Origin of the sequence: Bacillus sp. MYb78 (assembly GCF_002975115.1) — a bacterium.
In the GTDB taxonomy this organism is placed as follows: Bacteria; Bacillota; Bacilli; order Bacillales; family Bacillaceae_G; genus Bacillus_A; species Bacillus_A cereus.
Genome location: NZ_PCOB01000006.1, coordinates 169,090 through 195,822, shown reverse-complemented (window position 1 = coordinate 195,822; position 26,733 = coordinate 169,090). Strand labels below are relative to the sequence as shown.

Sequence of the window (26,733 nt, the reverse complement as noted above, 5' to 3'; positions counted from 1 at the left end):
CACTCCCTTATTTAACCATTTCTCTTCTATTCGTCTTCATCATAATTTCAAGGAAAATTAAAATAAACAAACTTCCGTATAAACATATAATTTGAAATAACATTGGCATAAGATCTTCAGATGTAAATGTTTTAAACATTAACATAATAGAAAGCGGAATGATTAAATATAAGTTTTTAAACCATCCTTCAAAATATATATTTATAGCTACTGTTATGATAAAAATCCCACCAGCTAATATATAACTTTGGACTTCGGTGAATGTGAGCATTTTTGTAGGATATATCACATCTAATATCGTAACAGCTCCTAATAAAAACAATGGAGCAATCATAACTAAAGACCACATAGAAAACCATGTTTTTGTAAAGCTTGTGACGAAGGTCATTTTGCGAAGTAGAAAATTAGGACCCATAACAACTAAAATCAATGAAAAACTGTAACCGATACACTGAATAAGTGAAATCTGTAACATTCCATTATTCACTATTAAGATAGAAGCAATAATCCAAAAAGATACGATATTCATTACTGTAAAACCAATTTGCTTCCACGTTTCCTGTCTATCTCTTTCCATCACTTTTACAAGTTCATTTGCATATTCTTTCGGTGAGCTTCCGAAAATATCTTCTACACTCTTCCCCTCACTCTCACCTTCTATTAAATGAAGTTCTGCGTCTTCTAAAAAGTTTTCAATATCACTTTCTTTCACACTCTTTGCCGTCAAAAATAATCTCATATCTAACAAAAACTTTCGTGCTTCACTTGATAACATTATTTTCTCCTTCCCTTCCCTTCAAGTAGACGTTCTACACTACTTTGCATCGCTTCCCAGCGATCCATAAATTCATCAAGTGCTTCCTCGCCTTTTTCTGTTAATGTGTAATATTTTCTCTTTGGACCAGATGGAGATTCCTTCATTACGCTTGTTATTAGTCCTTCTTTTTGCATTCGTATTAATAACGGATAAATACTTCCCTCACTCGCCATTGTAAAACCATACTTTGCTAGCTTCTCACTCATTTCATAACCGTATATTTCGCCTTCAGAAATAATAGCAAGTAAGCATCCTTCTAAGATCCCTTTCAGCATTTGACTTGTCGACATAATTCAAATCCTCCTACTATCTTGTTTTACAAGATAGATAAGCGTAAGTATCTTGCTTTACAAAATAGTATAGCAAAGACTATTTTGCAAAACAAGATAGCTAACGATATTTTTTCCAAATGTTTGCAGGATTTTCATTATAAACTCTCTAAATAGAGCACTATGAAAACTTTATTATGAAGGGATGTTTTTCATCATGGTTACAAATCGAGTTGTCTTTTTAACAGGTGCTGCGAGTGGTATTGGATATGAAATGGGAAGTGCTTTTGCAAAAGAAGGTGCAAAAGTTGTGATTACTGATCGTCTTGAACAACGTGCGAAAGAAGCTGCTGAGCAATTACAAAGTGAAGGTTTTCAAGCTATCGGTTTAAAATGTGACGTTACATCTGAAGAGGAAATTACAGCATCAATTTCTCAAACAGTTAGTCATTTCGGTTCATTAGATATATTAATTAACAACGCAGGAATGCAACACGTTTCACCCATTGAAGACTTTCCAACGGAAAAGTTTGAGCTACTAATTCAAATTATGCAAATTGCTCCGTTTATCGCAATTAAGCATGCCTTTCCGATTATGAAACAACAAAAATATGGTCGTATTATTAATGTCGCTTCTATTAACGGCCTTGTCGGGTTTGCTGGAAAAGCTGCCTACAATAGTGCAAAACATGGCGTAATTGGATTAACAAAAGTTGCCGCTTTAGAAGGTGCTACGCATGGTATTACTGTTAATGCCCTTTGCCCTGGTTATGTCGATACCCCTCTTGTACGTAATCAACTACAAGACTTAGCTACTACACGAAATGTACCACTTGAAAATGTTTTAGAAGATGTTATTTATCCACTCGTCCCACAAAAGCGCTTATTACAAGTACAAGAAATCGCTGATTATGCTATGTTTTTAGCGAGTGAAAAAGCTAAAGGTATTACTGGTCAAGCTGTCGTTATCGATGGTGGCTATACTGCGCAATAAAAAATAAAGTTTGCTCAAGAAGAGCAAACTTTATTTTTTATTGCGAGGATCTTCGTACTTTAGTAATTGCCGCGGGAGCTTCTCAATTGCAACAATTACCCCCTCTAATTTACTTTCAATACGGTGGAGTAAATATAATGTTACAACAATTGGAAACCCTACATTACCTATCATCTTGATCCACTCTTCCATCCTCTTCTCCTCCTTTCATTATATAAGTAAGAGAAAACAATGCATTTAGGCATAAAAAAACAAGCTATTATGTATTAGCCTGTTTTTCAAATAATGATGCAATTTCTCGTTTATAATCCCCGCTTATAATACCTTTCTCAGTAATAATTCCTGTAATTAATTCGTTCGGTGTTACGTCAAATGCAGGGTTATAAACATTCGTTCCAATTGGTGCTACTTGTTTTCCAAAGATTTTCGTAACTTCTGTTTCATCTCTTTCTTCAATAATTATTTCGGCTCCAGTTTCTTTCGTAACATCAAATGTTGACAGTGGCGCAGCAACATAAAATGGGATAACAAAGTGCTTTGCTAAAATAGCTAAATTCATTGTCCCTATTTTATTTGCCGTATCTCCATTTGCGACAATTCGATCCGCCCCTACAATAATTGCATTTATTTCTTTCGTTTGAATAGCATGAGCTGCAGTATTATCTGTAATAAGGGTCACATCAATATTTGCTTGCTTTAATTCCCAGGTCGTTAAGCGACCACCTTGTAAAACTGGTCTCGTTTCACACGCATATGCATGTAAACGCACACCTTTCTCTTTTCCAATATAAAAGGGAGCTAATGCAGTTCCATATCTGGCAGTTGCGATACTTCCAGCGTTACAGATTGTTAAAATATTATCGCCATCTTTAAAACATGTTAACGCATATTCCCCAATATTTCGGCACACCTCTTCATCTTCCTGCTGAATGCGAAGCGCTTCTTCTTCTAATGTTTTTTGTGCTTCTTTTATTGTAGTAATCTCTCGAATAGATTCTCTCATACGATCAATTGCCCAAAATAAATTTACTGCTGTCGGGCGTGACGTTCCTAAATAATTACAATCTCTATTAAACTTCTTTTGAAATTCTTCAATATGTACAGTGTTATATTTTTTTGATGCAAGCGCCAAGCCAAATGCAGCTACAATTCCAATTGCAGGCGCTCCTCGTACTTCTAACATTACGATACTTTTCCAAACCTCTTCAATAGTCGTCAATGTTTTGTATTCTGTGCTATGCGGCAATTTCGTTTGATTTAATACCGCAATTGCATCACCTTTCCAGCTTACAGATCTCGGAACAGTAACAATTGTACTCACGCTTTTACGCCCCCTGAAACTGTCTGTTGAAATAATGTTCGAAACAGTTGAATATCAGCACTTTTAGATTCATATTTTATTAGTTCTTTACCTAAGGATAGCGCTTGTTTCTTAGCTTGAATTCTTGTTTCTTTATTTTCTATTTCATCTAAATCTGCTACATGAGCTAAACCAATTGTTCTACGAATCAGTTCACATCCGGCAAATCCAACTGCATCAGTAAAGATATTTTGCAAAATAATTGGTAACCATTGTTTTTCTTTCGTATATGCTTCTACACCTTCTCCAATCCATAATTTTGTAAAATTTTCTACAAAATAACTCCACGTCTTTTCTATATGGAAAAATAGTACACTTCTTTTTTCTTCTTCTCTAGATAAAGCATTTAGTAATAGATTTGCAATAAATTGACCTATGTCAAATCCAAATGGGCCATATGTCGCAAATTCTGGATCAATCACTTTCGTTTCAGAAGGTGAAGAAAAAATACTACCAGTATGTAAATCACCATGAATAAGAGTTTCTTTTCTTGTTAAGAACTTATATTTATATTGTGCTACTTTTAGTTTTAAAGTTTTATCACTCCAAAGTTCATCAACCACTAGCTGTAAATCTGGCTCATAATCATTTGTATCATAATGTCCAAACGGATCTGTAAACACTAATTCCTCTGTAATTTTACAAAGGTCCGGATTTACAAAGGTACCTTCTAGTACCCTCTTCTCTTCTGACTGTAAACCAAAATCTGAAGTGTAAAATAAAACATGTGCTAGAAAACGGCCGATATGCTGGGATAAAAGCGGATATTCTTCTCCGTCTATTAATCCTTTTCTTGTAATTGTTAGTCTTGATAAGTCTTCTATTACCGTTATCGCTAACTCTTCATCATGACTGTACACTACTGGAACATAATCCGGTACATACTGCGCAAAAATTTGTAATGCCTTGCTTTCAATCGTTGCTCTTTTTATAGACAATGGCCAGCTTTCACCAACTACTTTCGCATAAGGCAGTGCTTGTTTTATTATAATTGATTTCTCTCCATCATCTAATTTGAACACATAATTTAAGTTTCCGTCTCCAATTTCATGACAAACGACATTTGCCTTTGCTTCAAAATAGCCATGATCTTTCGCATATTGTACAGCTGTTATTTCTGTTAATGAATAATATCCCATCGTCTTCTCCCCCTTTTTAAATTCAGAGGTTTTTCTAACATAGAAAAACCTCTTTCCACTAAGAAAGAGGTTTGAAGTTTATCTTCTCCCCTCTTATCTGCCAGAAAGTTTTACTTTCTGCTGGAATTAGCACCGTGCCTTTTGGCGTAATAAACGCCCCATTTCACAATGGTATTACGGTCGGTTGCTGGGCTTCATCGGGCCAAATCCCTCCACCTGCTCTTGATAAGAGTTGTATAATTTTTTGAATTTTTAACTTTATGTTGAAGACTATACCAAGAATAAAAATCACTTGTCAACATTTTATTTGTATAATTCTGGACGGCGATCCGCAAAAACTGGAATTCCTTTACGTACTTCTTTAATTTTCTCGAATTCAAGCTCTCCAAATAAAATTGATTCCTCTTCATTCGCCTCTACTACAACTTCACCCCAAGGGTCCACAATTAAAGAATGACCCGCAAATACATTATTTGGATCCTTTCCTGCTCTATTACATGCAACAACATAACACTGATTTTCAACTGCTCTTGCTTGCAATAGCAAACGCCAATGTGCTAAACGAACTAATGGCCATTCAGCTACAACAAATAATACTTTTGCCCCTTTAGCAGTATGGACACGCATCCACTCTGGAAAACGAATATCATAACAAATTGTTCCAGCGCATTCAACATCATCCAGCTTAAATTCGCCCGTACCATTACCCGCTATTAAATATTTATGTTCATCCATAAGCTGAAATAAATGTACTTTACTATATTCGTTGACTAGCTGTCCTTCATTATTTACAACATACATCGTATTTGTAACGCCTTGCTCTGTTTGCTTTGCTATAGAACCACCAACAATATGTACATCATATTGCTTCGCCCATTCTATTAACTTTTCTTTCGTTTCCACTCCATCCCTATCTGCAATTTCAGAAAGTCTCGTTAAATCATATCCTGTTGTCCATAGTTCTGGTAAGACGATAACATCTGGCCTTTCCTTCATAGCTTCGCTTATTTTATTTTTAGCATTCTCAATATTTTTTTCTACATCTCCAAAAACAATATCCATTTGAATACATGCGACTTTCATTTTTTCAGCCCCATTCTTATTTTTTTCTTTACAAAATACTGGAAAGATTATATTATTTGTCACTAGAATTGTAACAACTTTCAAAAGAGGTGGAAAGTATGAAATTATTTCAACCTTCTGAGATAGTAACATCATTGCCAACACAATTTTTCGCTTCACTTGTTGCAAAAGTTAACAAAGTCGTTGCAGCTGGTCATGATGTTATTAATCTAGGTCAAGGTAATCCAGATCAACCAACACCGCAGCATATCGTAAAAGCTTTACAAGACGCTGCCGAAAAGACCATTCATCATAAATATCCGCCATTTCGCGGACATGAAAGTTTAAAGGAAGCCGTGACTACATTCTATAAACGTGAATACGGCGTCGAATTAAACCCAAAAACTGAAGTTGCTATTTTGTTTGGTGGGAAGGCTGGATTAGTAGAATTACCAGTTTGTTTTACAAACCCTGGTGATACGATTCTCGTTCCAGATCCAGGCTATCCAGATTATTTATCAGGAGTTGCTTTAGCCAAAGCACAATTTGAAACAATGCCGCTTATTGCAGAAAATAACTTTTTACCAGATTATACAAAAATTAATAACTCTATTGCCGAGCGTGCAAAATTAATGTTTTTAAACTATCCAAATAATCCTACAGGTGCTACTGCATCAAAAGATTTTTTTGATACAACCATTCATTTTGCTAATAAACATAATATATTAGTTGTTCACGATTTCGCTTACGGTGCTATCGGATTTGATGGTCAAAAACCTGTTAGTTTCTTGCAAGCAGATGGTGCGAAAGATATAGGAATTGAAATTTACACGTTATCAAAAACTTTCAACATGGCTGGCTGGCGTATTGCTTTTGCAGTTGGAAATGAAAGTGTCATCGAAACCATTAACCTATTGCAAGATCATATGTATGTTAGTATTTTTGGTGCAATTCAAGATGCTGCTCGCGAAGCACTATTAAGTTCACAGTCTTGTGTAGTAGATCTTGTAAATAGTTACGAATCTCGGAGAAACGCTCTTATTTCAGCTTGTCACTCAATTGGTTGGAATGTAGACATTCCAACCGGATCATTCTTTGCATGGCTTCCTGTACCAGAAGGTTATACATCCGAGCAATTTTCTGATATTTTACTAGAAAAAGCACACGTTGCAGTTGCTCCTGGTGTTGGATTTGGTGAACATGGCGAAGGGTATGTCCGTGTTGGTCTCTTGCATACAGAAGATAGATTACGAGAAGCCATTAATCGAATTGATAAATTAAATTTTTTCAAAAAGTAATTGACAACATGAAAAATATCTGACAAAATTCAGTTATCTTAAAAATTTAAACATTTCTAAATACTTCTTATCAAGAGCAGGTGGAGGGACGAGCCCGACGAAACCCGGCAACCGATCTACAATCGTAGACACGGTGCTAATTCTCGCAGCATTATGCTGACAGATAAGGAGCTGGTTGTAAAAAAACCTCTCCTTAGCTGAGAGGTTTTTTTATTTAACTAGGAGGTTATAACAATGAGCGGAATTATAGCGACGTATTTAATCCATGATGATTCACATAACTTAGAAAAAAAGGCTGAGCAAATTGCACTTGGTTTAACAATTGGCTCTTGGACTCATTTGCCACAATTATTGCAAGAACAATTAAAGCAACATAAAGGCAACGTCATTCATATTGAGGAATTAGCTGAACATGAACATACGAATTCGTATTTACGTAAAAAAGTAAAACGCGGAATTATTAAAATCGAATATCCGTTATTAAACTTCAGTCCAGATTTACCAGCAATTTTAACGACTACATTTGGAAAGCTATCCCTTGATGGCGAAGTAAAATTAATTGACTTAACTTTTTCAGAAGAATTGAAAGAACATTTTCCTGGTCCAAAATTCGGGATAGATGGGATTCGAAACCTTTTACAAGTGCATGATCGTCCCCTTTTAATGAGTATTTTTAAAGGAATGATTGGACGAAATATTGGGTATTTAAAAACGCAATTACGTGATCAAGCAAGTGGTGGTGTAGATATAGTAAAAGATGATGAAATATTATTTGAAAATGCATTAACACCACTTACGAAACGCATTGTATCTGGAAAAGAAGTTTTACAATCCGTATATGAAACATACGGACATAAAACGTTATATGCCGTAAATTTAACAGGACGAACTTTTGATTTAAAAGAAAATGCGAAACGTGCAGTGCAAGTTGGAGCTGATATTCTATTATTTAACGTATTTGCTTACGGACTAGATGTACTGCAATCACTTGCAGAAGATGATGAAATCCCAGTTCCTATTATGGCACACCCTGCTGTAAGTGGTGCTTATTCAGCATCTAAGTTATATGGAATTTCATCTCCATTATTACTCGGAAAGCTACTACGCTATGCTGGGGCTGACTTTTCATTATTCCCATCTCCATACGGAAGTGTTGCGCTAGAAAAAGAGGAAGCTCTTGCTATCTCAAAATATTTAACTGAAGACGATGCATTTTTCAAGAAGAGCTTTTCTGTTCCATCTGCTGGTATTCACCCTGGTTTCGTTCCCTTTATTGTACGAGATTTCAGTAAAGATGTTGTTATTAATGCTGGCGGCGGGATACATGGACATCCAAATGGAGCGCAAGGCGGTGGTAAAGCTTTCCGTACTGCAATTACAGCTACTTTGCAAGGTAAATTACTCCATGAAGTAGATGAAATTAATTTACATAGCGCACTACAAATATGGGGAAACCCCTCTCATGAGGTGAAGTTATGAGTATTCAATTGTTTTGTGATTTCGATGGTACGATTACAAATAATGATAACATTATGTCCATTATGGAAAAATTCGCTCCACCAGAAGCAGAAGAAGTAAAAAATAGAATTTTATCACAAGAGCTATCTATTCAAGAGGGTGTTTCTCAATTATTTCAATTAATACCTACTCATCTGCACGATGAAATTATTCAATTTTTAATAGAAACTGCTGAAATTCGTAATGGTTTTCATGAATTTATACAATTTGTAAATGAAAATAACATTTCTTTTTACGTTATATCAGGTGGAATGGATTTCTTCGTCTATCCACTCTTACAAGGACTCATTCCAAAAGAGCAAATTTACTGTAATGAAACAGATTTTTCAAATGAATACATTACGGTGAATTGGCCTCATCCTTGTGATCATCATTGTCAAAATCATTGCGGATTATGTAAATCATCACTCATCCGTAAATTGAGTGATACGAATGACTTCCATATTGTGATTGGAGATTCAATTACTGATTTACAAGCTGCGAAACAAGCAGATAAAGTATTTGCTCGTGACTTCCTTATTACAAAGTGTGAAGAGAATTATATTGCTTATACACCGTTTGAAACATTCCATGATATTCAAAATGAATTAAAACATTTGTTGGAGGTGAAATCATGAAACAACTTTTTCGTCAATGGTATGACTTAAGCGAGATAAAAAAAGAATTAACAACTCGAAATTGGTTCCCAGCAACAAGTGGTAATATTTCTATAAAAGTTAGTCATGAGCCACTTACTTTTCTCATTACAGCAAGCGGTAAAGATAAAACAAAAACCACTCCAGATGATTTTCTATTAGTAGATCATGTAGGAGTTCCCGTTTTAGAGACTGAATTACGCCCTTCAGCAGAAACAATATTGCATACACATATTTATAACAATACGAATGCCGGATGCGTACTTCATGTTCATACAACTGATAATAATGTCATCACAAATTTATATAGTGATGCAGTTACCCTTCAAAATCAAGAAATTATTAAAGCTCTCGATATTTGGGAAGAAGGGGCAACAATTCACATTCCTATTATCGAAAACCATGCCCATATCCCAACGCTTGGAGAAAACTTCCGAAAGCATATACAAGGTGATTCGGGAGCGGTATTAATCCGTAACCACGGTATTACCGTATGGGGCCGAGATAGCTTTGATGCAAAGAAGAGATTAGAAGCTTATGAGTTTTTATTCCAATTTCATATAAAACTATTATCAATTCAAGGAGGCGTTTCTAATGGCGCAAATTCATATTCATGAAGTAAATACTCGTATTGAAAATGAAGTGGAAGTATCTAAATTTCTACAAGAGGAAGGCGTTTTATATGAGAAATGGAATATTTCTAAACTTCCTACTCATTTAAATGAAAATTATTCTTTAACAGATGAAAACAAAGCTGAAATATTAGCTGTTTTTTCAAAAGAAATCGCTGATGTTTCAGCACGTCGAGGTTATAAAGCACATGATGTAATTTCACTTTCAAATAGCACACCTAACCTTGACGAATTATTAATTAATTTCCAAAAAGAACATCATCATACAGACGACGAAGTCCGCTTTATCGTCAGTGGTCATGGCATTTTCGCTATTGAAGGCAAAGATGGGAAATTCTTTGATGTTGAACTTGAGCCAGGCGATCTAATATCTGTTCCAGAAAATGCAAGACATTATTTTACCTTGCAAGATGATCGTCAAGTTGTAGCTATTCGTATTTTTGTAACAACTGAAGGCTGGGTTCCAATCTATTAAGGTAGTTAGTTGAATAAAAGGACTTGGATCCCCTTTTCCAAACTTTTATTCACTCTACATATATACATCCTCCTATGGAACAGGCTTATTTCACTTTTGAAATAAGCCTGATTTTTTATTTACTCAAAAGTACCATTTCATCACAAATTTAACGCCTTGATTTTTCAAGTGTATTTTTTGAACATTTATTGAACATTTATTGAAATTTTTCTGAAAATTCTGTTTTAAATGTGATATACTACAATTAACTAAGAAGGAAAATAATATCGCAAACAGAGGGGGATAATCATGAGCTTACTTATCGCACTTATACTTGGAGTTACATGTGGAGCATTTCCTGTTATTTTAGGAGCTATTATGGAAGAGTTAGAAATTGGTGTTTTAGGATTTGTCGCATCTTGTGTAAGCGCTTTATTTTTTGGTTTATTCGGCGCTATTCCTGTTTCAATTCTGTGTGCTTTTTATATAATACGCCATGCTCGTACAAAACAATTTGGTCCTAATCACATCGCACAAATTATCCCATTCCCGGTTGAACGATGTCGCCGCGCTTCTAACTTATAATGACTAAATAAATAAAAGTCCTCAAATGAGGACTTTTATTTATTTTCTTCTAGAAATTGAAACAATTCTTGTAGATGTAGGGCATCTTCACCATAGCTAACAGATACATGAAATATACCGTCAATCTCAGCTTGCATATAAAGATCCACTCCATCACGATCATATTTCAATGCCAAATAAAACTCCATTTCTTCTAACATCTTTTTAGAGGTTCGAATTACATAATGCCCCTTCTCATCTCTTCCATATTCAAAGTCTGGTTCAAAATCATATTTTTGTTTAAAAGCTTCTTTTTGTTTTTCATTAATTTGCATACAAGTAGCTCGCTGTACAGTATCAATCATCTCATCAAACTTTTGAAGGTCCACCTCGTTTACCCCCTTATATATTTTTTATATAATACTTGTGTTCCACTATTTTCTTCGCCATCCTTAATTAACTCTTCATACAATTCTTTCGCCAAACTTAAGCCTGGGACTGGTAATTGTAATTTTTCTGCTTCCTCTAAAGCAATTTTCATATCTTTCATAAAATGCTTTACATAAAATCCTGGCTCAAAGTCTCCTTTTAACATTCGAGGAGCTAAATTACTTAATGACCAACTACCTGCTGCCCCTGTTGAAATACTCTCTAACACTTTATCTGGATTCAATCCAGCCTTCTTCGCGTAAGCAACAGCCTCACATACTCCAATCATATTGGAAGCAATCGCAATTTGATTGCACATTTTTGTATGTTGTCCACTCCCAGCTGGTCCTTGTAATTGAATGTTTGTTCCTAACTTTTCAAGTAAAGGTAAGCATCTATCATATATTTCTTTCTCTCCACCTACCATAATTGCGAGTTTTGCTTCTTTCGCACCAACATCTCCTCCTGAGACAGGTGCATCTAACGTATATATATTTTTGCTTTTTGCAACTTCATTAATATGTTTTGCTAAAGTAGGTGTAGATGTCGTAAAGTCAATTGCTATCGTACCTTCTTTTGCATGTTCTATAATTCCTTCTATACCAAAATACACTTCTTCTACATCATGTGGATATCCAACCATTGTCATTACAATATCAACTTGCTTCACTAACTCTTTTGGCGTATCACACCATTGTGCACCATCTTGCACTAAAGAATCTGTTTTTGCTTTCGTTCTATTATATACATATACTTTATGACCATCTTGCATTAAGTGATAAACCATACTTTTTCCCATTACGCCAATACCAATGAAACCTATTGATAAAGTTTTATGTTCCATTTTCTCATCCCCTTTGTTCTAATAAATCATTTACCATCTTTCGGAACTCTTTATTAAAGTCATCATCCATACTATTTTTTACATTTGAAAATAACATAACAAAAATTCCTTTTTCTTTATTAAAATTATTGAAAGTGTTCCAACCAGATAATACACCATGATTATGAAAATAATCTGGATATATATAAAAACTAAATGCATATTTCCGTTCTGCTGAAGGCGAAAACATTGCTTGTATACTTTGTTCAGAAAGAAGTTTTCCACTTATAATTGCTTCGTCTAACTTCTTCATATCTCCAACTGTCGTATACATCTCACCACAACCATATAGCCAATCCATGCCTAACTTCTGCGCTGGTACAAGCTCTTGATTTTTTTTCACATAACCCTTTGTAAAATTTTTATCTCCAGGTACCATATTTCCCATACCGGATTCATGCATATCTGCTTTTACAAATATGTTTTCTTTTATGTAATCTCCTAAAGGTTTTTTCGAGATATGTTCTATTATATAAGCAAGAACCATATAATTATAATCTGTATATCTCCAACCTGTTCCTGCAGGAAATTCTAAATTTTGACGTCCAATCCAATTAATTAACTGTAAACGGGAAGCAGCATTCACATTTCCTTTCGCATGTTCAGGTAAACCAGAGGTATGGGTTAATAAATGATATAGCGTAATATTTTTATTCTCCGGAAATGAAGGAATATATTTATTTACATTATCTTGAATATTCAATTTACCTTGTTCTTGCAACTGTAAAATAGATGTGGCAACAACTGTTTTCGTAATAGAACCAATACGATATTTTGTTTGAGGCGTATTTTCTATTTTATTTTGAACATCAGCATACCCATATCCTTTATTCAATATAACACGCTCTTTATCTGTTACCAAAACTGTTCCATTAAATTGCTTTCCGACTAAATATTGATCTAATTTTTGAGATATGCTAGCATAATCAATTTGTTGCTCTTCTTTTTCTTCTATATTCCCTTGTACTTCTGATTCAATAATAGGATTCACTTTAGTTGTTAATACAGTGTTTTCCTTTATATTGGGGCTAACAAGAAAATAGTATACTCCGCCGCCAACTATAGCAGACAGTGAAGCCATCACCATTACTTTTTTTATCATATTGATCCTCCATAATTCCTTCGCTAAAAATTGTCCCCCTATTCTATTATCAAACAATAAAAAAAAATCGCAACAATTTGTTGCGAAAAATTACATTTTTTCTTTTCTATACACACATACTTGATTCTTCCCATTTTTTTTCGCTTCATATAATGCAATGTCCGCTCGTTGCATTAATTCTTCTCTTGTAGTTCCTTGTTCATATAACGCAACTCCAAAGCTAGCTGTTAGCTTCGAAATTCCAGTGAATTGCTTTGTTTCAATGAAGAATCGTAATGACTCCGCAACTTGAAATGCTTCCTTTTCTACTGTATTTGTCACTAATATAATGAATTCTTCTCCTCCCCATCTTGCAAATACATGTTGTTGCTCCACTTTAGATTTCATAAGCTCTGCAAGTTGTATTAATGCCAAATCACCAAAATCATGACCATATGTGTCATTAACCGTTTTAAAATTATCTATATCAAATAAAATGATAGCTATTTTCTCATCACTACGTATTACCTTTTCCCACTCTACCTCTAGTATTTGTTGAAACTTTAAACGATTATAAATCTCTGTCAATGAATCTACCATAGCAAGTCTTTCTTGCTCTTGATAGATTTCATCTAATTCTGTAATTTCCGTGCACTTTACAATAAATCTTGATAAATCTTCTGGCAATGGTGTCGCACGTAATAAAAAAGTTGATACTACCCCTTCATAATTTAGCATCTTAATTCTTCTACCACTTGATAAAGTATCGTCTAACCATGTTATATCATGCGTCGTCGAATAGTATCCACTTTCTCTAATAAAATGTTCAGCAAATACTAAATGTTGCTCACGATAGGCAAACAGATTTTCATATCCAAAAAAAGCTAAAAAATTTGTATTACAATCAACAATCTCATCATCTTCTACTATAAATAATAGATCATTTTGAAAATCAAACATCGTTTGAAGCAATTCCTGCTGCAAACCGACTTGCCTTACTAAAGAAAGTTGATACAAACTCTTATTCACTTCCTCTAACACTGCTTGCGGAGTTACAGGAGCTATTACAATATTACGTATTCCTAATGCAAGTACATCTGTGAATTCTTTTGTTATTTGTTGATCCCAAATGACAATGAATGTACTGTGCGGAGTATACATATTCTTTATATATTTTATTTGAGAATAATCTGTTACATACGTAATGATAATGTGTGGTTTCGTTCTTTGAAATAATAGTTCGCCCTCTTCAAAACTATTTGCTATAAACATACATTTTGGATGGATAGTTTCTACCGTTTGTTGATGCTTACATCCATTTTCTATATAAAGGACATTTAACTGCAGATCTTGTAACACATTTTGGAAAACCGTATTCTCTAATAAAAAATGTAGTATGTTCATCACTAGTCTTCACTCACTTCATATATCTTGTTCTACTGAATTCCTCACAAACTTTTTTAAAAGACTGTTCTCCAATAAACTTTAATTTGTGAGAGATACATATTAACAAGCTAATTGAGAATGTTATCTTCGCTTTTCACTCTATAAATTCCTTTTTTAGTGTATGATTGTAGGAATTGTATCGTTTGTATGAATGCCCTAGCTTATTTTTAAAACTTGACAATTAAAATAAAGATATTATATTCTTAAATTCGATAACTTACAAAATGTAAGTAGTGTATATTATTTTTTTGAAAATAATTCGATATACAATTTGGAGGATATACAATGACAAACGACAACTTTTTTAACGTTCTATATGAACGCACATCTACACGTGCATTCAACCCAAATAAAGAAATCTCATCTACAGAATTACATGAGATTTTAAAAGCCGCAGCACAAGCACCTTCCGCTTGGAACTTGCAACACTGGAAATTCCTCGTTTTTCAAGGTGAAGATGTACAAAAACGATTACACCCAATAGCTTATAACCAACAACAAATTCTTGATGCTTCTGCAGTAGTCGCTATTTTAGGTGATTTAGAAGCTTATAAAAATGTTGAGCCAGTATATGGTCCAATTGTAGAACAAGGATTTATGAAAGAAGAAGCAAAAGAACGCTTAGCTAAAAATATTGAATCTGCATATGCTCGTGAACAATTCCCAAGAGATGCTGCCTTTTCAAATGCATCTTTAGCAGCAATGCAACTTATGCTTGCAGCTAAAGCAACTGGTTGGGATACTTGTGCTATTGGTGGCTTCAATCCACAAGCACTGACAGACGAATTTAACGTTTCATCTCGTTACGTTCCAATTATGCTTATCACAATTGGTGAATCAACTTTAAAAGGCCACCCTGCACCTCGTATGAGCGTAGAGCAAGTGAGTGAGTGGGCAAAATAATAAAAAACGAAGGTAACTACATTGCCTTCGTTTTTTTATTTCCTGTCATACTTTTGTAATATTACTACAAATCATTCGACATTTATACTTATGGAAAAGTATATTCTATTCCCTTATCATAAATAAACTTGACGTTTTGTGTCGAATTTTGTTTAGGTGTTGAAATATACCCGTGTGTTTTTGTTACAATTGTGATACAATGATAACAAATAGATAACAAGAGAGGGATTTTCATTGAGTTCATACGGAAGCTTTATCGCACTTTTATGTTACATAGTAACTGTACTGCTTCTATATTTTATTGGTGATGCCGCAAACATCTCCATTTTACAATTCCCAAAAGAAGAAGCATTCCAATTAGAATCAGAAAAACATACTGCACGATCCATTGTACCACTACTCCTAGCTCTTCCTGTATATATCATCGTTTTATATAAAAGTAAAAAAGTGTAAAGGCTACCTATTTCATTTATTTCGGTGGTTTTTACATTTTTTTGTTATATTTACCCTATTTTAAACATCATTCCATACTAAACACCCAGCTAGTCATTTAAAATGAGAAAATCCCCTAGAAAAAATTCCACTCTCTGTCCAGTCACTCACTACCGAACTTACATAGATTATAAGTGTGAAGGGGGTGATGAGGATTATGTTTGGATCATTTGGATGCTGTGATAACTTTAGAGACTGTCATCATCATGAAAGAGAGTGCAGACATCATGAGAAAGAGAAAGAGAGAGAAGTAGTTAGACCACAACAACCAGCTGTATGTAACGTACTTGCTAGCATTTCAGTTGGAACAGAACTTTCTCTTTTAAGCATTAGAGGTAATGGCACTTTCAACAATGTAATTTTTGAAGGTTTCGCTAACGGTGTTGCTCTTTTCTCTGCTTTAGCTCGTAATAACAAAGACGACAAAGATAACAATAAAGACGATAAGAACAATCAAAATCGAAATACTTTTACTGGTATTTTACGTGTATGCCCAACTGATATCGTTGCTATCGCTATCTAATTCCGTTCCTTATCCTCTATAGTAAGAAAATAAGATTTATTTTTCTCATAGAAAAAACCTGAGACCGATTTCAAATCGACTCAGGTTTTTTTATTGGTTATATGCTTTTAACTAGTTCAACAACTTCTTCAGCAGTTGACATCATTAATGCTTTTTCTGCTAATGTTTCCATTTCTGCTTTTGACAACTTGCTTAGTTGTGTTCTTGCAGGAAGAATAGATGTTGCACTCATACTGAACTCATCTAAACCTAATCCTAATAATAATGGGATAGCAAGTGAATCGCCTGCCATCTCACCACACATACCAGCCCATTTGCCTTCTTTATGAGCAGCATCGATAACCATTTTTACAAGACGTAAAATAGATGGGTTATATGGTTGGTATAAGTATGATACTTGTTCGTTCATACGGTCTGCAGCCATTGTGTATTGGATTAAATCATTTGTTCCGATAGAGAAGAAGTCAACTTCTTTCGCGAATTGATCTGCTAATACAGCTGAAGCTGGGATTTCAACCATCATACCAACTTCAATAGAATCAGAAACAGTTGTACCCGCTTCTACAAGTTTCGCTTTCTCTTCTAATAAAATTGCTTTTGCTTGACGGAACTCATCAAGAGTTGCAATCATTGGGAACATAATTTTTAAGTTACCGTATACGCTAGCACGAAGTAATGCACGAAGTTGTGTACGGAACACATCTTGCTCATCAAGACATAAGCGAATTGCACGGTATCCTAAGAATGGGTTCATTTCTTTTGGTAAATGTAAGTATGGAAGCTCTTTATCTCCACCGATGTCAAGTGTACGAACAACGACTGGTTGACCTTCTTTTACACCTTCAAGAACTGCTTTATACGCTTCGAACTGCTCTTCTTCTGTTGGAAGATTGTCACGACCCATGTATAAGAATTCTGTACGGTATAAGCCAACGCCTTCTCCGCCATTATCGATAATACCTTGTACATCATTTGGTGTTCCGATATTTGCAACAAGCTCAACGTGATGTCCATCACTTGTTACAGTAGCTTGGTCTTTTAATTTTGCCCATTCAGTTTTTTGCTCTTCAAATTTCGCTTTCTTTTCTTCAAACGAACGAAGAGTTTCTTCTGATGGGTTTACAATTACTTCTCCATCTAAACCGTCAATGATAACGATATCGCCGTTTTGGATTTTCTCCATAACAACTTTCGTACCAACAACAGCTGGAATTTCCATAGAACGAGCCATAATTGCAGAGTGAGATGTACGTCCACCGATATCAGTAGTGAAACCTTTTGCATACTTACGGTTTAACTGAGCTGTATCAGATGGTGTTAAATCTTCAGCAATAATGATTACCTCTTCAGAAATTGTACCAGGATTTGAGAAGTTAATTCCTAGTAAATGTGCAAGAACGCGTTTTGTTACGTCACGAATGTCCGCAGCACGTTCTTTCATATATTCATTATCCATGTTTTCAAACATAGAAATAAACATTGATGCAACTTCATCCATTGCAAATTCAGCATTTACTTTTTCGCTATTTACTTTATCTTTTACTGGGTTTACTAGTTCTGGATCATTTAACACTAATAAATGTGCTTCAAAGATCGCAGCTTTGTCAGCACCTAGCTCAGCAAATGCGTGGTCCTTAATAGCTTCTAATTCAGTTTTTGCTTTCTCAAGCGCAGCGTCTAAGCGTGCAATTTCTGCAGCTTCGTTTGTAATTGATTTCTTTTCGATGTTAAATTCAGGATTTTCAAGTCTGAAAGCCTTTGCAATAGCAATCCCACTTGATGCAGCGATCCCTTGAATGTTAAGAGTCATTATTCTCCTAATCCTTCGTTTTTCATAGTTTCTTCGATAGCTGCTAGTGCTTGAGCTGCATCATCACCATTTGCAGTGATTTTAATTTCTGCGTTTTGTTGAATGCCTAAAGACATAACGCCCATGATTGATTTTAAGTTAACGTTCTTTCCGTTATACTCTAAGTTAATATCAGAACCGAATTTGCTTGCAGTGTTTACAAGTAGAGTTGCTGGACGAGCATGAATTCCTGAGTCGCTAGTTACTTTAAAGATTTTTTCCATGATTATTTATCTCCTTTAAATTACAGTTTTTTTTAGTTGTATAGACGTGAGTACTACATCATCTATTGTATATAATAGGCGATGTTCGGTCAACCACATCGCCTATTATAATTATAAACATTTTGCGTCAAATTCCTACTGAATGTCAATAATAGCGGTTTCGCCCTTCTTAACATTTCCATCTTTTTTCAATTCGACTTGTTGCCCTTGTTGTAAGTTTGTAAATACAATTGGTGTAATGATAGATGGTGCATTTTCTTTTACAAATGCAAGATCTACTTTTAATAATGGTTGGCCTTGCTTCACTTTATCACCTTGTGCTACAAGTGCCTCGAATCCTTCACCATTTAATTTTACAGTATCAATACCAAAGTGGATTAAAATTTCTTTTCCGCCTTCAGATTGAATACCAATCGCATGTTTTGTAGGGAATACATTGACAATTTCACCGTTAACTGGAGAAACTACTGTTCCTTCAGTTGGCTCAATTGCAAATCCGTCTCCCATCATTTTTCCTGAGAATACTTGGTCAGGCACTTCTGTAATTGGTAAGATTTTCCCTTCGATTGGTGATACAATTGTTTCATTTTCATCAACTTTTTGAGGAGTTTCTTCCACTTTTACAGGTTCTTCTTTTTCAACATGAGGTGTACGACCTGACATTATATCATGAATTTGTGATTTTAACGTGTCAGATTTCGGTCCGAAAATAGCTTGAATGTTATTTCCAACTTCAAGTACACCAGCTGCTCCAAGTTCTTTTAAGCGGTCTTTGTTTACATTCTTTTGTTCGTTAACTTGAACACGTAAACGAGTAATACAAGCATCTAAAGAAGCAATGTTTTCTTTACCACCAAGTGCTACTAATACTTCACGAGGAAGTTCGCCTGCTTCTGTTTTTCCTGCACCGTCATTCGCATTTGCCTCTTCACGACCAGGTGTTTTTAGATTCCATTTACGGATTGCAAAGCGGAATCCGAAGTAGTAAATAACTGCTAGTACAAGACCAACAATAATTACCCACCACCATGCTGTACGGCCTGGTAATACACCGAATAATAGGAAGTCAATTAAACCACCAGAGAATGTCATACCAATTTTAACACCTAAAATTTGCATTGTCATAAATGATAGACCAGCAAATACAGCGTGAATTCCGAATAATACTGGCGCTACGAATAAGAATGAAAATTCAAGTGGCTCTGTAATACCTGTTAAGAAAGATGTTAATGCTGCAGAACCTAAAATACCTGCTGCTAATTTTTTATTTTCTGGACGTGCTTCATGGTACATTGCTAAAGCTGCTGCTGGAAGACCGAACATCATGAACGGATACTTACCAGTTGTAAATGTACCTGCTGTTAATTCTACACCGTCTTTTAACTGTGCCATAAAGATTTTTTGGTCACCACGGATTAATTCGCCAGCTGCATTTGTATACTGACCGAATTCGAACCAGAACGGTGAATAGAAAATGTGATGTAGTCCAAATGGAATTAATGAACGTTCAATTAAACCGAATATAAATGCTGCGATTGTTCTATTTGCATCAATCATTTGATGTGAGAACGTGTTTAAGCCACCTTGAATGTATGGCCAAACGAAGCACATGATAATACCTACTATTAAAGAGAATGTTGCAGTTGCGATCGGTACGAAACGCTTACCTGCAAAGAAACCTAAGTATGATGGTAATTCAATGTTGAAGTATTTATTATAGCAATATGCCGCTACTATACCTACGATAATACCACCAAATACCCCTGTTTGTAGCGTTGGAATACCTAATACGTTTGCATACGCTGGATCTGTAAATCCAATTTTTACTGGGTCTGCTCCAGAACTTGTCACTTTCACTAGCTTATCTACTTCTAAGAACACACTCATCGTTTTGTTCATAATTAAGTAGCCGACGAATGCTGCTAAACCAGCTACTCCGTCTCCACCAGCTAAACCAATTGCTACCCCAACTGCGAATAATAATGCAAGGTTAGCGAAAATAATATCACCAGATTGTTCCATAATTTTTGCAACCATTACGAACCAATCTGCTTTTAAAGCAGGAATAACATTTGTTAACTGTGGATTTTGAAATGCATTACCAAATCCAAGTAAAATACCTGCCGCCGGTAAAATCGCTACTGGAAGCATTAACGCTTTTCCGACTTTTTGAAGAACACCAAAGATCTTCTTAAACATGGAAACCCTTCCTCTCTTATCTATATTGATACCTTCCGACAAACGCCAAAAAGACATGAGGAAAAAAAGATAGAACGATAGCTATACAAAGGGTAGTATATCCCTTTCTCTAGCTTACATTCCTTACTTTTCTCCACTCATGCCTGATCGAATCAGTAACACGTGTCAAAAATAGGTTTACGTATAAGTTCACTATAATTAAGGCAAACGTTTTCGTTACTCACCTTAATGTGTTTGTCGAAATTTGTATAACTTTGCAATAGTTATTATACATAACTATTGTAAGCGATTCAATCATTTTTTTTAACGTTTTCATTTTAGACAAAAATATATGACTTATTACACATGCTCTGCCTTGACTAAGCGTTGCAAGTGCATCGTTAAATAAATACTTTCAGCTTCATATACAGGTAGTTGCAACTCTTTTTGCATGACTTTAACTAACTTCCAAGCTACGTTATAGCAAACTGGATACTCCGCCTTTAATAAATCAGCAAAACTTTGCGATTCTTCTACTTTTTCTCCTTTTTTCACCCTCTCAATAGCATATTGAAGATGACGAATAAGGCGTAAATAATGAATGCTCTCTTGATCTAATGTAATTTCTAAGTTTGTCTCAATTAAAGATACAAGTTGTGCAATCAGACGAGAGTTTTGATTAACTGAAGATAAATCAGAATTTGTAAGCGAACTGTAAATGTGAAGTGCAATAAAACCAATTTCTCCTTCTGGCAATGTAATTTGCAAACGAGAATTTAAAAGTTCTACAACACCTTCCGCAATTTCATATTCCTCTGGATAGAGCATTTTTGTTTCAACTAAAAAAGGATTATCAATTGTAAGTCCTTGTTTTAACCTTTTAATTGCAAATGAAATATGATCTGTTAACGCAATATGAATATGTTCATTTAGTGGAGATTTCGCTTTTTCTTGAATGTACAGCATAATATCGTTCATCAATTCAATTAATTTTTCACTAACATGCGGCACTAATAATTTATATTGTTCACGATCACGTTCATTTTTTAAGACAAACATTTTTTCGATTTGTTCTTGCTCCAATACATCTTTCGCTTTTTTCCCAAATCCAATTCCTTTACCAATCACTACTACTTCCTCGTGTTCAGGATGGCTAGCAATGATGACATTATTATTTAAAACTTTTTTAATTTCTAGATAATTATTCATATAACACCACCCTCGTACTTAAATAGCCTACTTTTATGTTACAGAATATTCTTCTTTGTCGTCAATGTAAAACATCTGCCATTTAATAAAAATTCATTTTTTAGACATGTTTATATATGATGCGTATAATGTAAGAGCAACTGTACATAGAAAGGAGATAACAGCATGATTAAAATGTTTGTAAGTGATATCGATGGTACAATGATGCAACACGGAGGTCTTATTGATGAACAAGATGTTGCGGCACTACGCAGCCTCGCCGAGCAAAATGTTATTCTTTGCTTCGCTTCTGGAAGACTTGATAATGAAATTGCAGACTTAATGAAAGCTGTAAATACAAATTTTCATCGTATTAGTGTAAATGGTGTTTTTGTATATACACATGAAAATAAACAACTATTATCTGCAACTTTTGATTCCAGCATACTTCCCGATTTGTTAGCTATGACGAATGAAAATCCTTATTTCCGTTATGTAAGTGATGAGCATAATTATTACATTGAAGAGAAAACACCTTTTATTCAAGAACTTGAACAACAAGTAACAATGACTTCTGTTGAAGAACCAAACTTACTACAGAAGATTGATGATACAATTTTCCCAAATAAAATTTCTGTCGGTGGAACAAAGGAGAGCTTACAACTCCTTCAAAAAAAAATTGATGAAAAATTCCACGGGAAAGTTAGTACTTTCATCTCAGCAGAACAATGTTTAGATGTAATGCCACCGAATGTTAGTAAAGGCTCTGCCATTTCTGTTTTATTAAATGAGTTTGAAATAAAACCTGAGGAAATTGCTTGTATAGGGGATTCTTACAATGATATTCCTATGTTTTCTTTAACTCCTCACAGTTTTGCTATGTCGCAAGCAGATGATGCAGTAAAAAAACACGCTCACTATGTAGTAAATCACGTCAAAGATGCTGTTAACCACGTAATTGCTCATAATAAAAATACGACTCATTCCTTATAAGGATGAGTCGTATTTTTATTTCTTTACATGTTATCCATTTTCATTTCGACTGTACTTCACAAACTGAAATATACTATTTGTTACGTGCGATATTCGTAATAAATTTATAACGATCTCCACGATAAATACATTTCACGTACTCTAGCGGTATCTCACCTTCTGAATATGACCATTGACGCATTACAAGTACAGGCGCCTTTTTAGGAATATGCAGATGTTCAGCTTCATTTTCCGTCGCAACAGAAGCTTCAATTGACTGAGTAGCGCTAACAAGTTTAAAGCCCAGTTTTTTCTCTAAATGTTCATATAAAGATTGTTGCAATATCTCTTCGTTAATATCTTTTACAAGAGCTGGCGACAAATATGTCGTCTCAAAAGCAATCGGTTCATCATCAGCTAAGCGAATACGCCTCACTTCATAAACCGATTCCCCCTCCTGTATTCTCAACCGGTCTGCTATTTTAGCAGTAGCTGGAACTAGGCGGAAACTAAGTAATTGACTACTTGGGTTCATTCCACGAGAAATCATATCTTCTGTGAATCCCGTCATTCCTTGCAATTTTTGTTCCACTTTCGGAAGTTGGACAAATGTTCCAATTCCACGCTTCCGATATAAATAGCCTTGTTCCACTAAATTATTAATCGCCTGTCTGATTGTCATACGACTCACTTCGAACTTATCACAAAGTTCATTCTCAGATGGGATTTTATCTCCCGGCTTCCATTCGCCGTCCTCAATTAGCTGTTTCACCCACTCTTGAATCTGATAATAGATCGGAAATGGTGAATACTTGTCGATGTTCATCAGCAATCGCCTCACTGCATAAAGATAGAGCTTCTTGATCTGCGATTACGGTTACATTCGGATGACGTTGTAAAACTGTAGCCGGACACTCTTCACTATATTCACCTTGCAATAATTCTTTAACAGCTTCTGCCTTTTTAGAACCCATAGCAACAAGTAGAACTTGTTTCGCTTTCATAATGCTTCCAATTCCCATTGTAATCGCATGAGTTGGCACATCTTCTTCTTTTTCGAAGAAGCGAAGGTTTGCTTGGCGTGTAGATTCTGTTAATTCAACAATGTTCGTTGGAGAATTAAACGGTGTTCCTGGCTCATTAAATCCGATGTGACCGTTTTCACCGATTCCAAGAATCTGTAGGTCAACTGGGTTAGCAGTTAGAATGCCCTCGTAACGTTTGCACTCTTCCTCTAAATCACTTGCCATCCCGTTTGGTACATAAGTTTGTTTAAATGGAAGATGATCAAACAACTGTTCTTGCATGAAATAGTGATAGCTGTTTTTATCTTCATGTGGTAAATTTACGTACTCATCTAAGTTTACAGTGGTTACACGGCTTGTATCAAGTTTATTTTTTCGCATTTCTGCATAAATACCTAATGGAGAGCTTCCTGTAGCCATTCCTAATGTTGGATTTTCTTTTGTTTTTACAACTTCTTCAATTAATTTATAACCTGCTTCGGCTAGTTCTTCTGGAGTTTTTACAACAAGAATATTCATTTAATTACTTCCCTTCCTTCATATGAATTCCTAAACGAACCGTATCATATACATGTAAATCTTCATTCATCACAACAAAGTCTGCATCTTTTCCTACTGCTAATGCACCTTTATTATTTAATCCAAACTCTTCTGCTTGGTTAACTGATGTCATCAGTACTGCATCTTCGATTGAACAACCCGTAAATTCAATTACATTTCGGAAAGCTTGATCCATTTTTAGAATACTACCAGCTAACGTTCCATCTTCTAATCGAGCACTACCATCTTTTACATGTACTGGCTGTCCGCCAAGCTCATATAATCCATCTTCAAGACCTTTTGCGCGCATTGCGTCAGTAATAACACTTACTTTTTTCGGTCCTTTTAACTTATATGCTAATTTCACCATATCAGGGTGAATATGAATACCATCTGTAATTACTTCAACCATTACATCTGGATTTAATAACACATGACCAACAACTCCTGGTTCACGGTGATGTAATCCACGCATTTGATTGTATAAATGTGTCGCATGTGTAATCTTTCTATTTTTTAGTTGCGCATCAATTGCATCTGTATGCCCCATTGTGCCCACTACACCAGTTTCAGCAAGATATTGTTCAAACTCTAATGCTCCCTCTTCTTCTGGTGCATATGTTACTAATTTAATTAAATTCCCACTTGCTTCTTGCCATTGTTTAAATTGCTCAATATTTGCAGGAACGATATGTTCAAGTGGTTGTGCACCTGCACGTTTCTTTGAAACATAAGGTCCTTCTAAGTGAATATATTCGAAATGCGCTCCTTTTTCTTTTGCTTCTTTCGCAGCAGTTAGCGCTGCTTCAATTGCCTCTGGAGCTTGTGTCATTGTTGTCGGGAAGTAAGTTGTAACCCCTTCTTTTAACATTTCTTTACCTAGAGTTACTAACCCATCGCTATTTGCATCCATCGCATCAATATCGTATCCACCATGAATATGAACATCGATCATACCTGGAATTACAATCTTCCCTGTAGCATCAAAAACAGTTTCATTTTCTTGTGGTACATATTGAGCCATCAAACCAATTTCTTTAATGGTTTCTGCGTAACGGATAAATCCGTTTTCCACTATTTCTTGACCTGTGTAAATTTTGGCATTGATGACAATTTGCGTTTTCATTTTCATCGATCCTTTCCCATGAAATACCTACTTGTTATTATTACCTTATTCGCCTAGTTCCATCTTAATATATGCACGAGTAGTTGTCTATACATTCTAATGAAATTTCCTTTTTATTCAACAAAAAAGGAAATTTCTTACGTCCCTTATAATATATATTATTCATTTTTCCAAAAAGGGACAGTATCCACCCCTAATATAGAAATCACTTCAACAATGGCATTAACCCGCTAGACTCTAACATAACATGTTCACCATCTGTTTCTATTTCTACTGTACGTTTATTCGTTCTATATACCATTATACCGTGCCTTTTTAAGCGTTTTACTACACTTTGATGAGGATGTCCATACGGATTACTACTCCCGTAAGACAGAATAGCAAACTGCGGTTCCACTTTTTTTATAAACGTTTCACTGGTTGAAGTATACGAGCCGTGATGCCCCACTTTTAAAACATCTGCATGTACATCAAATTGTTTTAATATTTCATGTTCTGTCCGTACATCCGCGTCACCCATTAATAAAAAATCCGCTTTTCCATATCGCACCTTTAAAACAATTGAGGATTCATTATTTTCATCTTTTGATTTCCCATTGTTTAATACTTGTATAGAAACATGTGGATCCAGCGGTATATATTGCCCTTCCTTTACTGAAACGAAAGGTATCCCTCTTTTTTTAATATTATTCCGATATGTATGATAAGTAAGAGAACTATATGTTTTTCCGCTATCTAATATAAGCGATACCGGCATTTGCTCTACAATTGGAATTAGCCCCCCTATATGATCCATATCAGGATGGGTACTGACAATTACATCTAAATGATTAATCCCTTTCTCAATTAATTTCTGAATAATAACCTCTCCTGCTTCATAAGGTCCTCCATCAATTAACATTGTTTGTCCGTTTGGCATTATGATAAGTGTTGCATCACCTTGCCCCACTTTTAAAAAGCTCACTTTCATTTTACTAAGATGTTGCCGATGCATATGTAAAGGAGACGTAGTATGAATAGACATCATATACCTTTTAGCTGATGCGCTATTTAAAGAAAAACATAATAAAACAGAAACTAATAATAGAATAATCCGCATACCTCTCATAACTCGTCTCCTTTTTTCATTTAG

At 35.0% G+C, this 26,733-nt stretch carries 29 protein-coding genes and 2 riboswitches; of the genes, 11 read left to right on the top strand and 18 right to left on the bottom strand.

Features of this window, described 5'->3' with window-relative positions:
• Positions 1-7: 7 nt before the first annotated feature.
• Positions 8-775, bottom strand: a complete 768-nt coding sequence (locus tag CQ064_RS15110; protein WP_000952893.1) for a DUF1129 domain-containing protein — start codon at positions 773-775, stop codon at positions 8-10.
• The gene (locus tag CQ064_RS15105) at positions 775-1,107 is read right to left on the bottom strand and encodes a PadR family transcriptional regulator (protein ID WP_000107977.1); all 333 of its coding nucleotides are present in this window, start codon (positions 1,105-1,107) and stop codon (positions 775-777) included. The genes CQ064_RS15110 and CQ064_RS15105 overlap by 1 nt, the downstream gene beginning before the upstream one ends.
• 196 nt (positions 1,108-1,303) lie before the next feature.
• On the opposite strand from CQ064_RS15105, the gene CQ064_RS15100 reads away from it, so the two are divergent.
• Positions 1,304-2,080, top strand: a complete 777-nt coding sequence (locus CQ064_RS15100; protein ID WP_000258451.1) for a 3-hydroxybutyrate dehydrogenase — start codon at positions 1,304-1,306, stop codon at positions 2,078-2,080.
• Between the two features lie 30 nt (positions 2,081-2,110).
• Here CQ064_RS15100 and CQ064_RS15095 read toward each other — a convergent pair whose 3' ends face one another.
• The 4 genes from CQ064_RS15095 to CQ064_RS15080 all read right to left on the bottom strand — a co-directional run bounded on the left by CQ064_RS15095 (position 2,111) and on the right by CQ064_RS15080 (position 5,746).
• Complete coding sequence (locus CQ064_RS15095) at positions 2,111-2,272, bottom strand: YvrJ family protein (RefSeq protein ID WP_000393338.1); 162 nt, start codon at positions 2,270-2,272, stop codon at positions 2,111-2,113.
• A gap of 67 nt (positions 2,273-2,339) precedes the next feature.
• Positions 2,340-3,401 carry an S-methyl-5-thioribose-1-phosphate isomerase gene (gene mtnA, locus CQ064_RS15090; protein ID WP_000104614.1) on the bottom strand — a complete coding sequence of 354 codons (1,062 nt, stop codon included), beginning with the start codon at positions 3,399-3,401 and terminating at the stop codon, positions 2,340-2,342.
• The gene (mtnK, locus tag CQ064_RS15085; RefSeq protein ID WP_000542679.1) at positions 3,398-4,579 is read right to left on the bottom strand and encodes an S-methyl-5-thioribose kinase; all 1,182 of its coding nucleotides are present in this window, start codon (positions 4,577-4,579) and stop codon (positions 3,398-3,400) included. Before mtnK ends, mtnA begins: the two co-directional genes overlap by 4 nt.
• Positions 4,580-4,669: 90 nt before the next feature.
• A riboswitch (SAM riboswitch) is annotated at positions 4,670-4,811 on the bottom strand.
• A gap of 71 nt (positions 4,812-4,882) precedes the next feature.
• A complete protein-coding gene (locus tag CQ064_RS15080; RefSeq protein ID WP_015055186.1) occupies positions 4,883-5,746 on the bottom strand; it encodes a carbon-nitrogen family hydrolase in 864 nt (287 codons plus the stop codon).
• 14 nt (positions 5,747-5,760) lie between these two features.
• On the opposite strand from CQ064_RS15080, the gene CQ064_RS15075 reads away from it, so the two are divergent.
• From CQ064_RS15075 to CQ064_RS15050, 6 genes are all read left to right on the top strand, one after another.
• On the top strand, positions 5,761-6,939 hold the full coding sequence (locus CQ064_RS15075; protein WP_000765537.1) for a pyridoxal phosphate-dependent aminotransferase: 1,179 nt from the start codon (positions 5,761-5,763) through the stop codon (positions 6,937-6,939).
• 64 nt (positions 6,940-7,003) lie between these two features.
• A riboswitch (SAM riboswitch) is annotated at positions 7,004-7,109 on the top strand.
• Between the two features lie 64 nt (positions 7,110-7,173).
• On the top strand, positions 7,174-8,418 hold the full coding sequence (gene mtnW / locus CQ064_RS15070; protein WP_000014204.1) for a 2,3-diketo-5-methylthiopentyl-1-phosphate enolase: 1,245 nt from the start codon (positions 7,174-7,176) through the stop codon (positions 8,416-8,418).
• Entirely contained in the window at positions 8,415-9,074 is a 660-nt protein-coding gene (gene mtnX, locus CQ064_RS15065) for a 2-hydroxy-3-keto-5-methylthiopentenyl-1-phosphate phosphatase (protein WP_000027178.1), read from the top strand. Before mtnW ends, mtnX begins: the two co-directional genes overlap by 4 nt.
• Entirely contained in the window at positions 9,071-9,709 is a 639-nt protein-coding gene (locus tag CQ064_RS15060; protein WP_000811341.1) for a methylthioribulose 1-phosphate dehydratase, read from the top strand. The genes mtnX and CQ064_RS15060 overlap by 4 nt, the downstream gene beginning before the upstream one ends.
• Entirely contained in the window at positions 9,687-10,199 is a 513-nt protein-coding gene (locus tag CQ064_RS15055; protein ID WP_000057209.1) for a 1,2-dihydroxy-3-keto-5-methylthiopentene dioxygenase, read from the top strand. Before CQ064_RS15060 ends, CQ064_RS15055 begins: the two co-directional genes overlap by 23 nt.
• A 288-nt stretch (positions 10,200-10,487) precedes the next feature.
• Positions 10,488-10,763: a hypothetical protein gene (locus tag CQ064_RS15050; RefSeq protein ID WP_000054658.1), complete on the top strand. Its 276-nt coding sequence runs from the start codon at positions 10,488-10,490 to the stop codon at positions 10,761-10,763.
• Between the two features lie 35 nt (positions 10,764-10,798).
• Here the strand turns inward: CQ064_RS15050 and CQ064_RS15045 are convergent, their stop codons facing one another.
• The 4 genes from CQ064_RS15045 to CQ064_RS15030 all read right to left on the bottom strand — a co-directional run bounded on the left by CQ064_RS15045 (position 10,799) and on the right by CQ064_RS15030 (position 14,539).
• Positions 10,799-11,131 carry a DUF3909 family protein gene (locus tag CQ064_RS15045; protein ID WP_000365617.1) on the bottom strand — a complete coding sequence of 111 codons (333 nt, stop codon included), beginning with the start codon at positions 11,129-11,131 and terminating at the stop codon, positions 10,799-10,801.
• Positions 11,132-11,136: 5 nt separating this feature from the next.
• On the bottom strand, positions 11,137-12,015 hold the full coding sequence (locus CQ064_RS15040) for an NAD(P)-dependent oxidoreductase (protein WP_000400434.1): 879 nt from the start codon (positions 12,013-12,015) through the stop codon (positions 11,137-11,139).
• A 4-nt stretch (positions 12,016-12,019) separates the two neighbouring features.
• The gene (locus CQ064_RS15035; protein WP_000592896.1) at positions 12,020-13,156 is read right to left on the bottom strand and encodes a serine hydrolase; all 1,137 of its coding nucleotides are present in this window, start codon (positions 13,154-13,156) and stop codon (positions 12,020-12,022) included.
• A 90-nt stretch (positions 13,157-13,246) separates the two neighbouring features.
• Positions 13,247-14,539: a GGDEF domain-containing protein gene (locus tag CQ064_RS15030; RefSeq protein WP_001023193.1), complete on the bottom strand. Its 1,293-nt coding sequence runs from the start codon at positions 14,537-14,539 to the stop codon at positions 13,247-13,249.
• 327 nt (positions 14,540-14,866) lie between these two features.
• On the opposite strand from CQ064_RS15030, the gene CQ064_RS15025 reads away from it, so the two are divergent.
• The 3 genes from CQ064_RS15025 (at position 14,867) to CQ064_RS15015 (ending at position 16,499) form a co-directional block, all read left to right on the top strand.
• Complete coding sequence (locus CQ064_RS15025) at positions 14,867-15,484, top strand: nitroreductase family protein (protein WP_000180387.1); 618 nt, start codon at positions 14,867-14,869, stop codon at positions 15,482-15,484.
• A gap of 234 nt (positions 15,485-15,718) precedes the next feature.
• Positions 15,719-15,937 (top strand): hypothetical protein, encoded by a 219-nt coding sequence (locus tag CQ064_RS15020; protein ID WP_000100485.1) that lies wholly within the window; start codon positions 15,719-15,721, stop codon positions 15,935-15,937.
• Between the two features lie 196 nt (positions 15,938-16,133).
• Positions 16,134-16,499, top strand: a complete 366-nt coding sequence (locus CQ064_RS15015) for a DUF3915 domain-containing protein (protein ID WP_000468017.1) — start codon at positions 16,134-16,136, stop codon at positions 16,497-16,499.
• Between the two features lie 97 nt (positions 16,500-16,596).
• Here the strand turns inward: CQ064_RS15015 and ptsP are convergent, their stop codons facing one another.
• The 4 genes from ptsP to glcT all read right to left on the bottom strand — a co-directional run bounded on the left by ptsP (position 16,597) and on the right by glcT (position 21,959).
• Positions 16,597-18,309 (bottom strand): phosphoenolpyruvate--protein phosphotransferase, encoded by a 1,713-nt coding sequence (gene ptsP, locus CQ064_RS15010; RefSeq protein ID WP_000174216.1) that lies wholly within the window; start codon positions 18,307-18,309, stop codon positions 16,597-16,599.
• On the bottom strand, positions 18,309-18,572 hold the full coding sequence (gene ptsH, locus CQ064_RS15005; protein WP_000411080.1) for a phosphocarrier protein HPr: 264 nt from the start codon (positions 18,570-18,572) through the stop codon (positions 18,309-18,311). The genes ptsP and ptsH overlap by 1 nt, the downstream gene beginning before the upstream one ends.
• A 135-nt stretch (positions 18,573-18,707) precedes the next feature.
• Positions 18,708-20,771: a PTS glucose transporter subunit IIABC gene (gene ptsG, locus CQ064_RS15000; protein WP_000473191.1), complete on the bottom strand. Its 2,064-nt coding sequence runs from the start codon at positions 20,769-20,771 to the stop codon at positions 18,708-18,710.
• 339 nt (positions 20,772-21,110) lie between these two features.
• On the bottom strand, positions 21,111-21,959 hold the full coding sequence (gene glcT, locus CQ064_RS14995) for a glucose PTS transporter transcription antiterminator GlcT (protein ID WP_001067322.1): 849 nt from the start codon (positions 21,957-21,959) through the stop codon (positions 21,111-21,113).
• 165 nt (positions 21,960-22,124) lie between these two features.
• Here glcT and CQ064_RS14990 point away from each other — a divergent pair, with 165 nt between their 5' ends.
• Positions 22,125-22,931 carry a Cof-type HAD-IIB family hydrolase gene (locus tag CQ064_RS14990; protein WP_000594249.1) on the top strand — a complete coding sequence of 269 codons (807 nt, stop codon included), beginning with the start codon at positions 22,125-22,127 and terminating at the stop codon, positions 22,929-22,931.
• Between the two features lie 73 nt (positions 22,932-23,004).
• On the opposite strand, the gene CQ064_RS14985 is transcribed toward CQ064_RS14990, so the two are convergent.
• The 4 genes from CQ064_RS14985 to CQ064_RS14970 all read right to left on the bottom strand — a co-directional run bounded on the left by CQ064_RS14985 (position 23,005) and on the right by CQ064_RS14970 (position 26,709).
• Complete coding sequence (locus CQ064_RS14985) at positions 23,005-23,736, bottom strand: GntR family transcriptional regulator (RefSeq protein ID WP_014894892.1); 732 nt, start codon at positions 23,734-23,736, stop codon at positions 23,005-23,007.
• Positions 23,666-24,454, bottom strand: a complete 789-nt coding sequence (nagB, locus tag CQ064_RS14980) for a glucosamine-6-phosphate deaminase (protein WP_001024208.1) — start codon at positions 24,452-24,454, stop codon at positions 23,666-23,668. Before nagB ends, CQ064_RS14985 begins: the two co-directional genes overlap by 71 nt.
• Positions 24,455-24,458: 4 nt before the next feature.
• Positions 24,459-25,601 (bottom strand): N-acetylglucosamine-6-phosphate deacetylase, encoded by a 1,143-nt coding sequence (nagA, locus tag CQ064_RS14975; protein ID WP_001987227.1) that lies wholly within the window; start codon positions 25,599-25,601, stop codon positions 24,459-24,461.
• A 205-nt stretch (positions 25,602-25,806) separates the two neighbouring features.
• Complete coding sequence (locus tag CQ064_RS14970) at positions 25,807-26,709, bottom strand: ComEC/Rec2 family competence protein (protein ID WP_001214828.1); 903 nt, start codon at positions 26,707-26,709, stop codon at positions 25,807-25,809.
• Between the last annotated feature and the right edge of the window lie 24 nt (positions 26,710-26,733).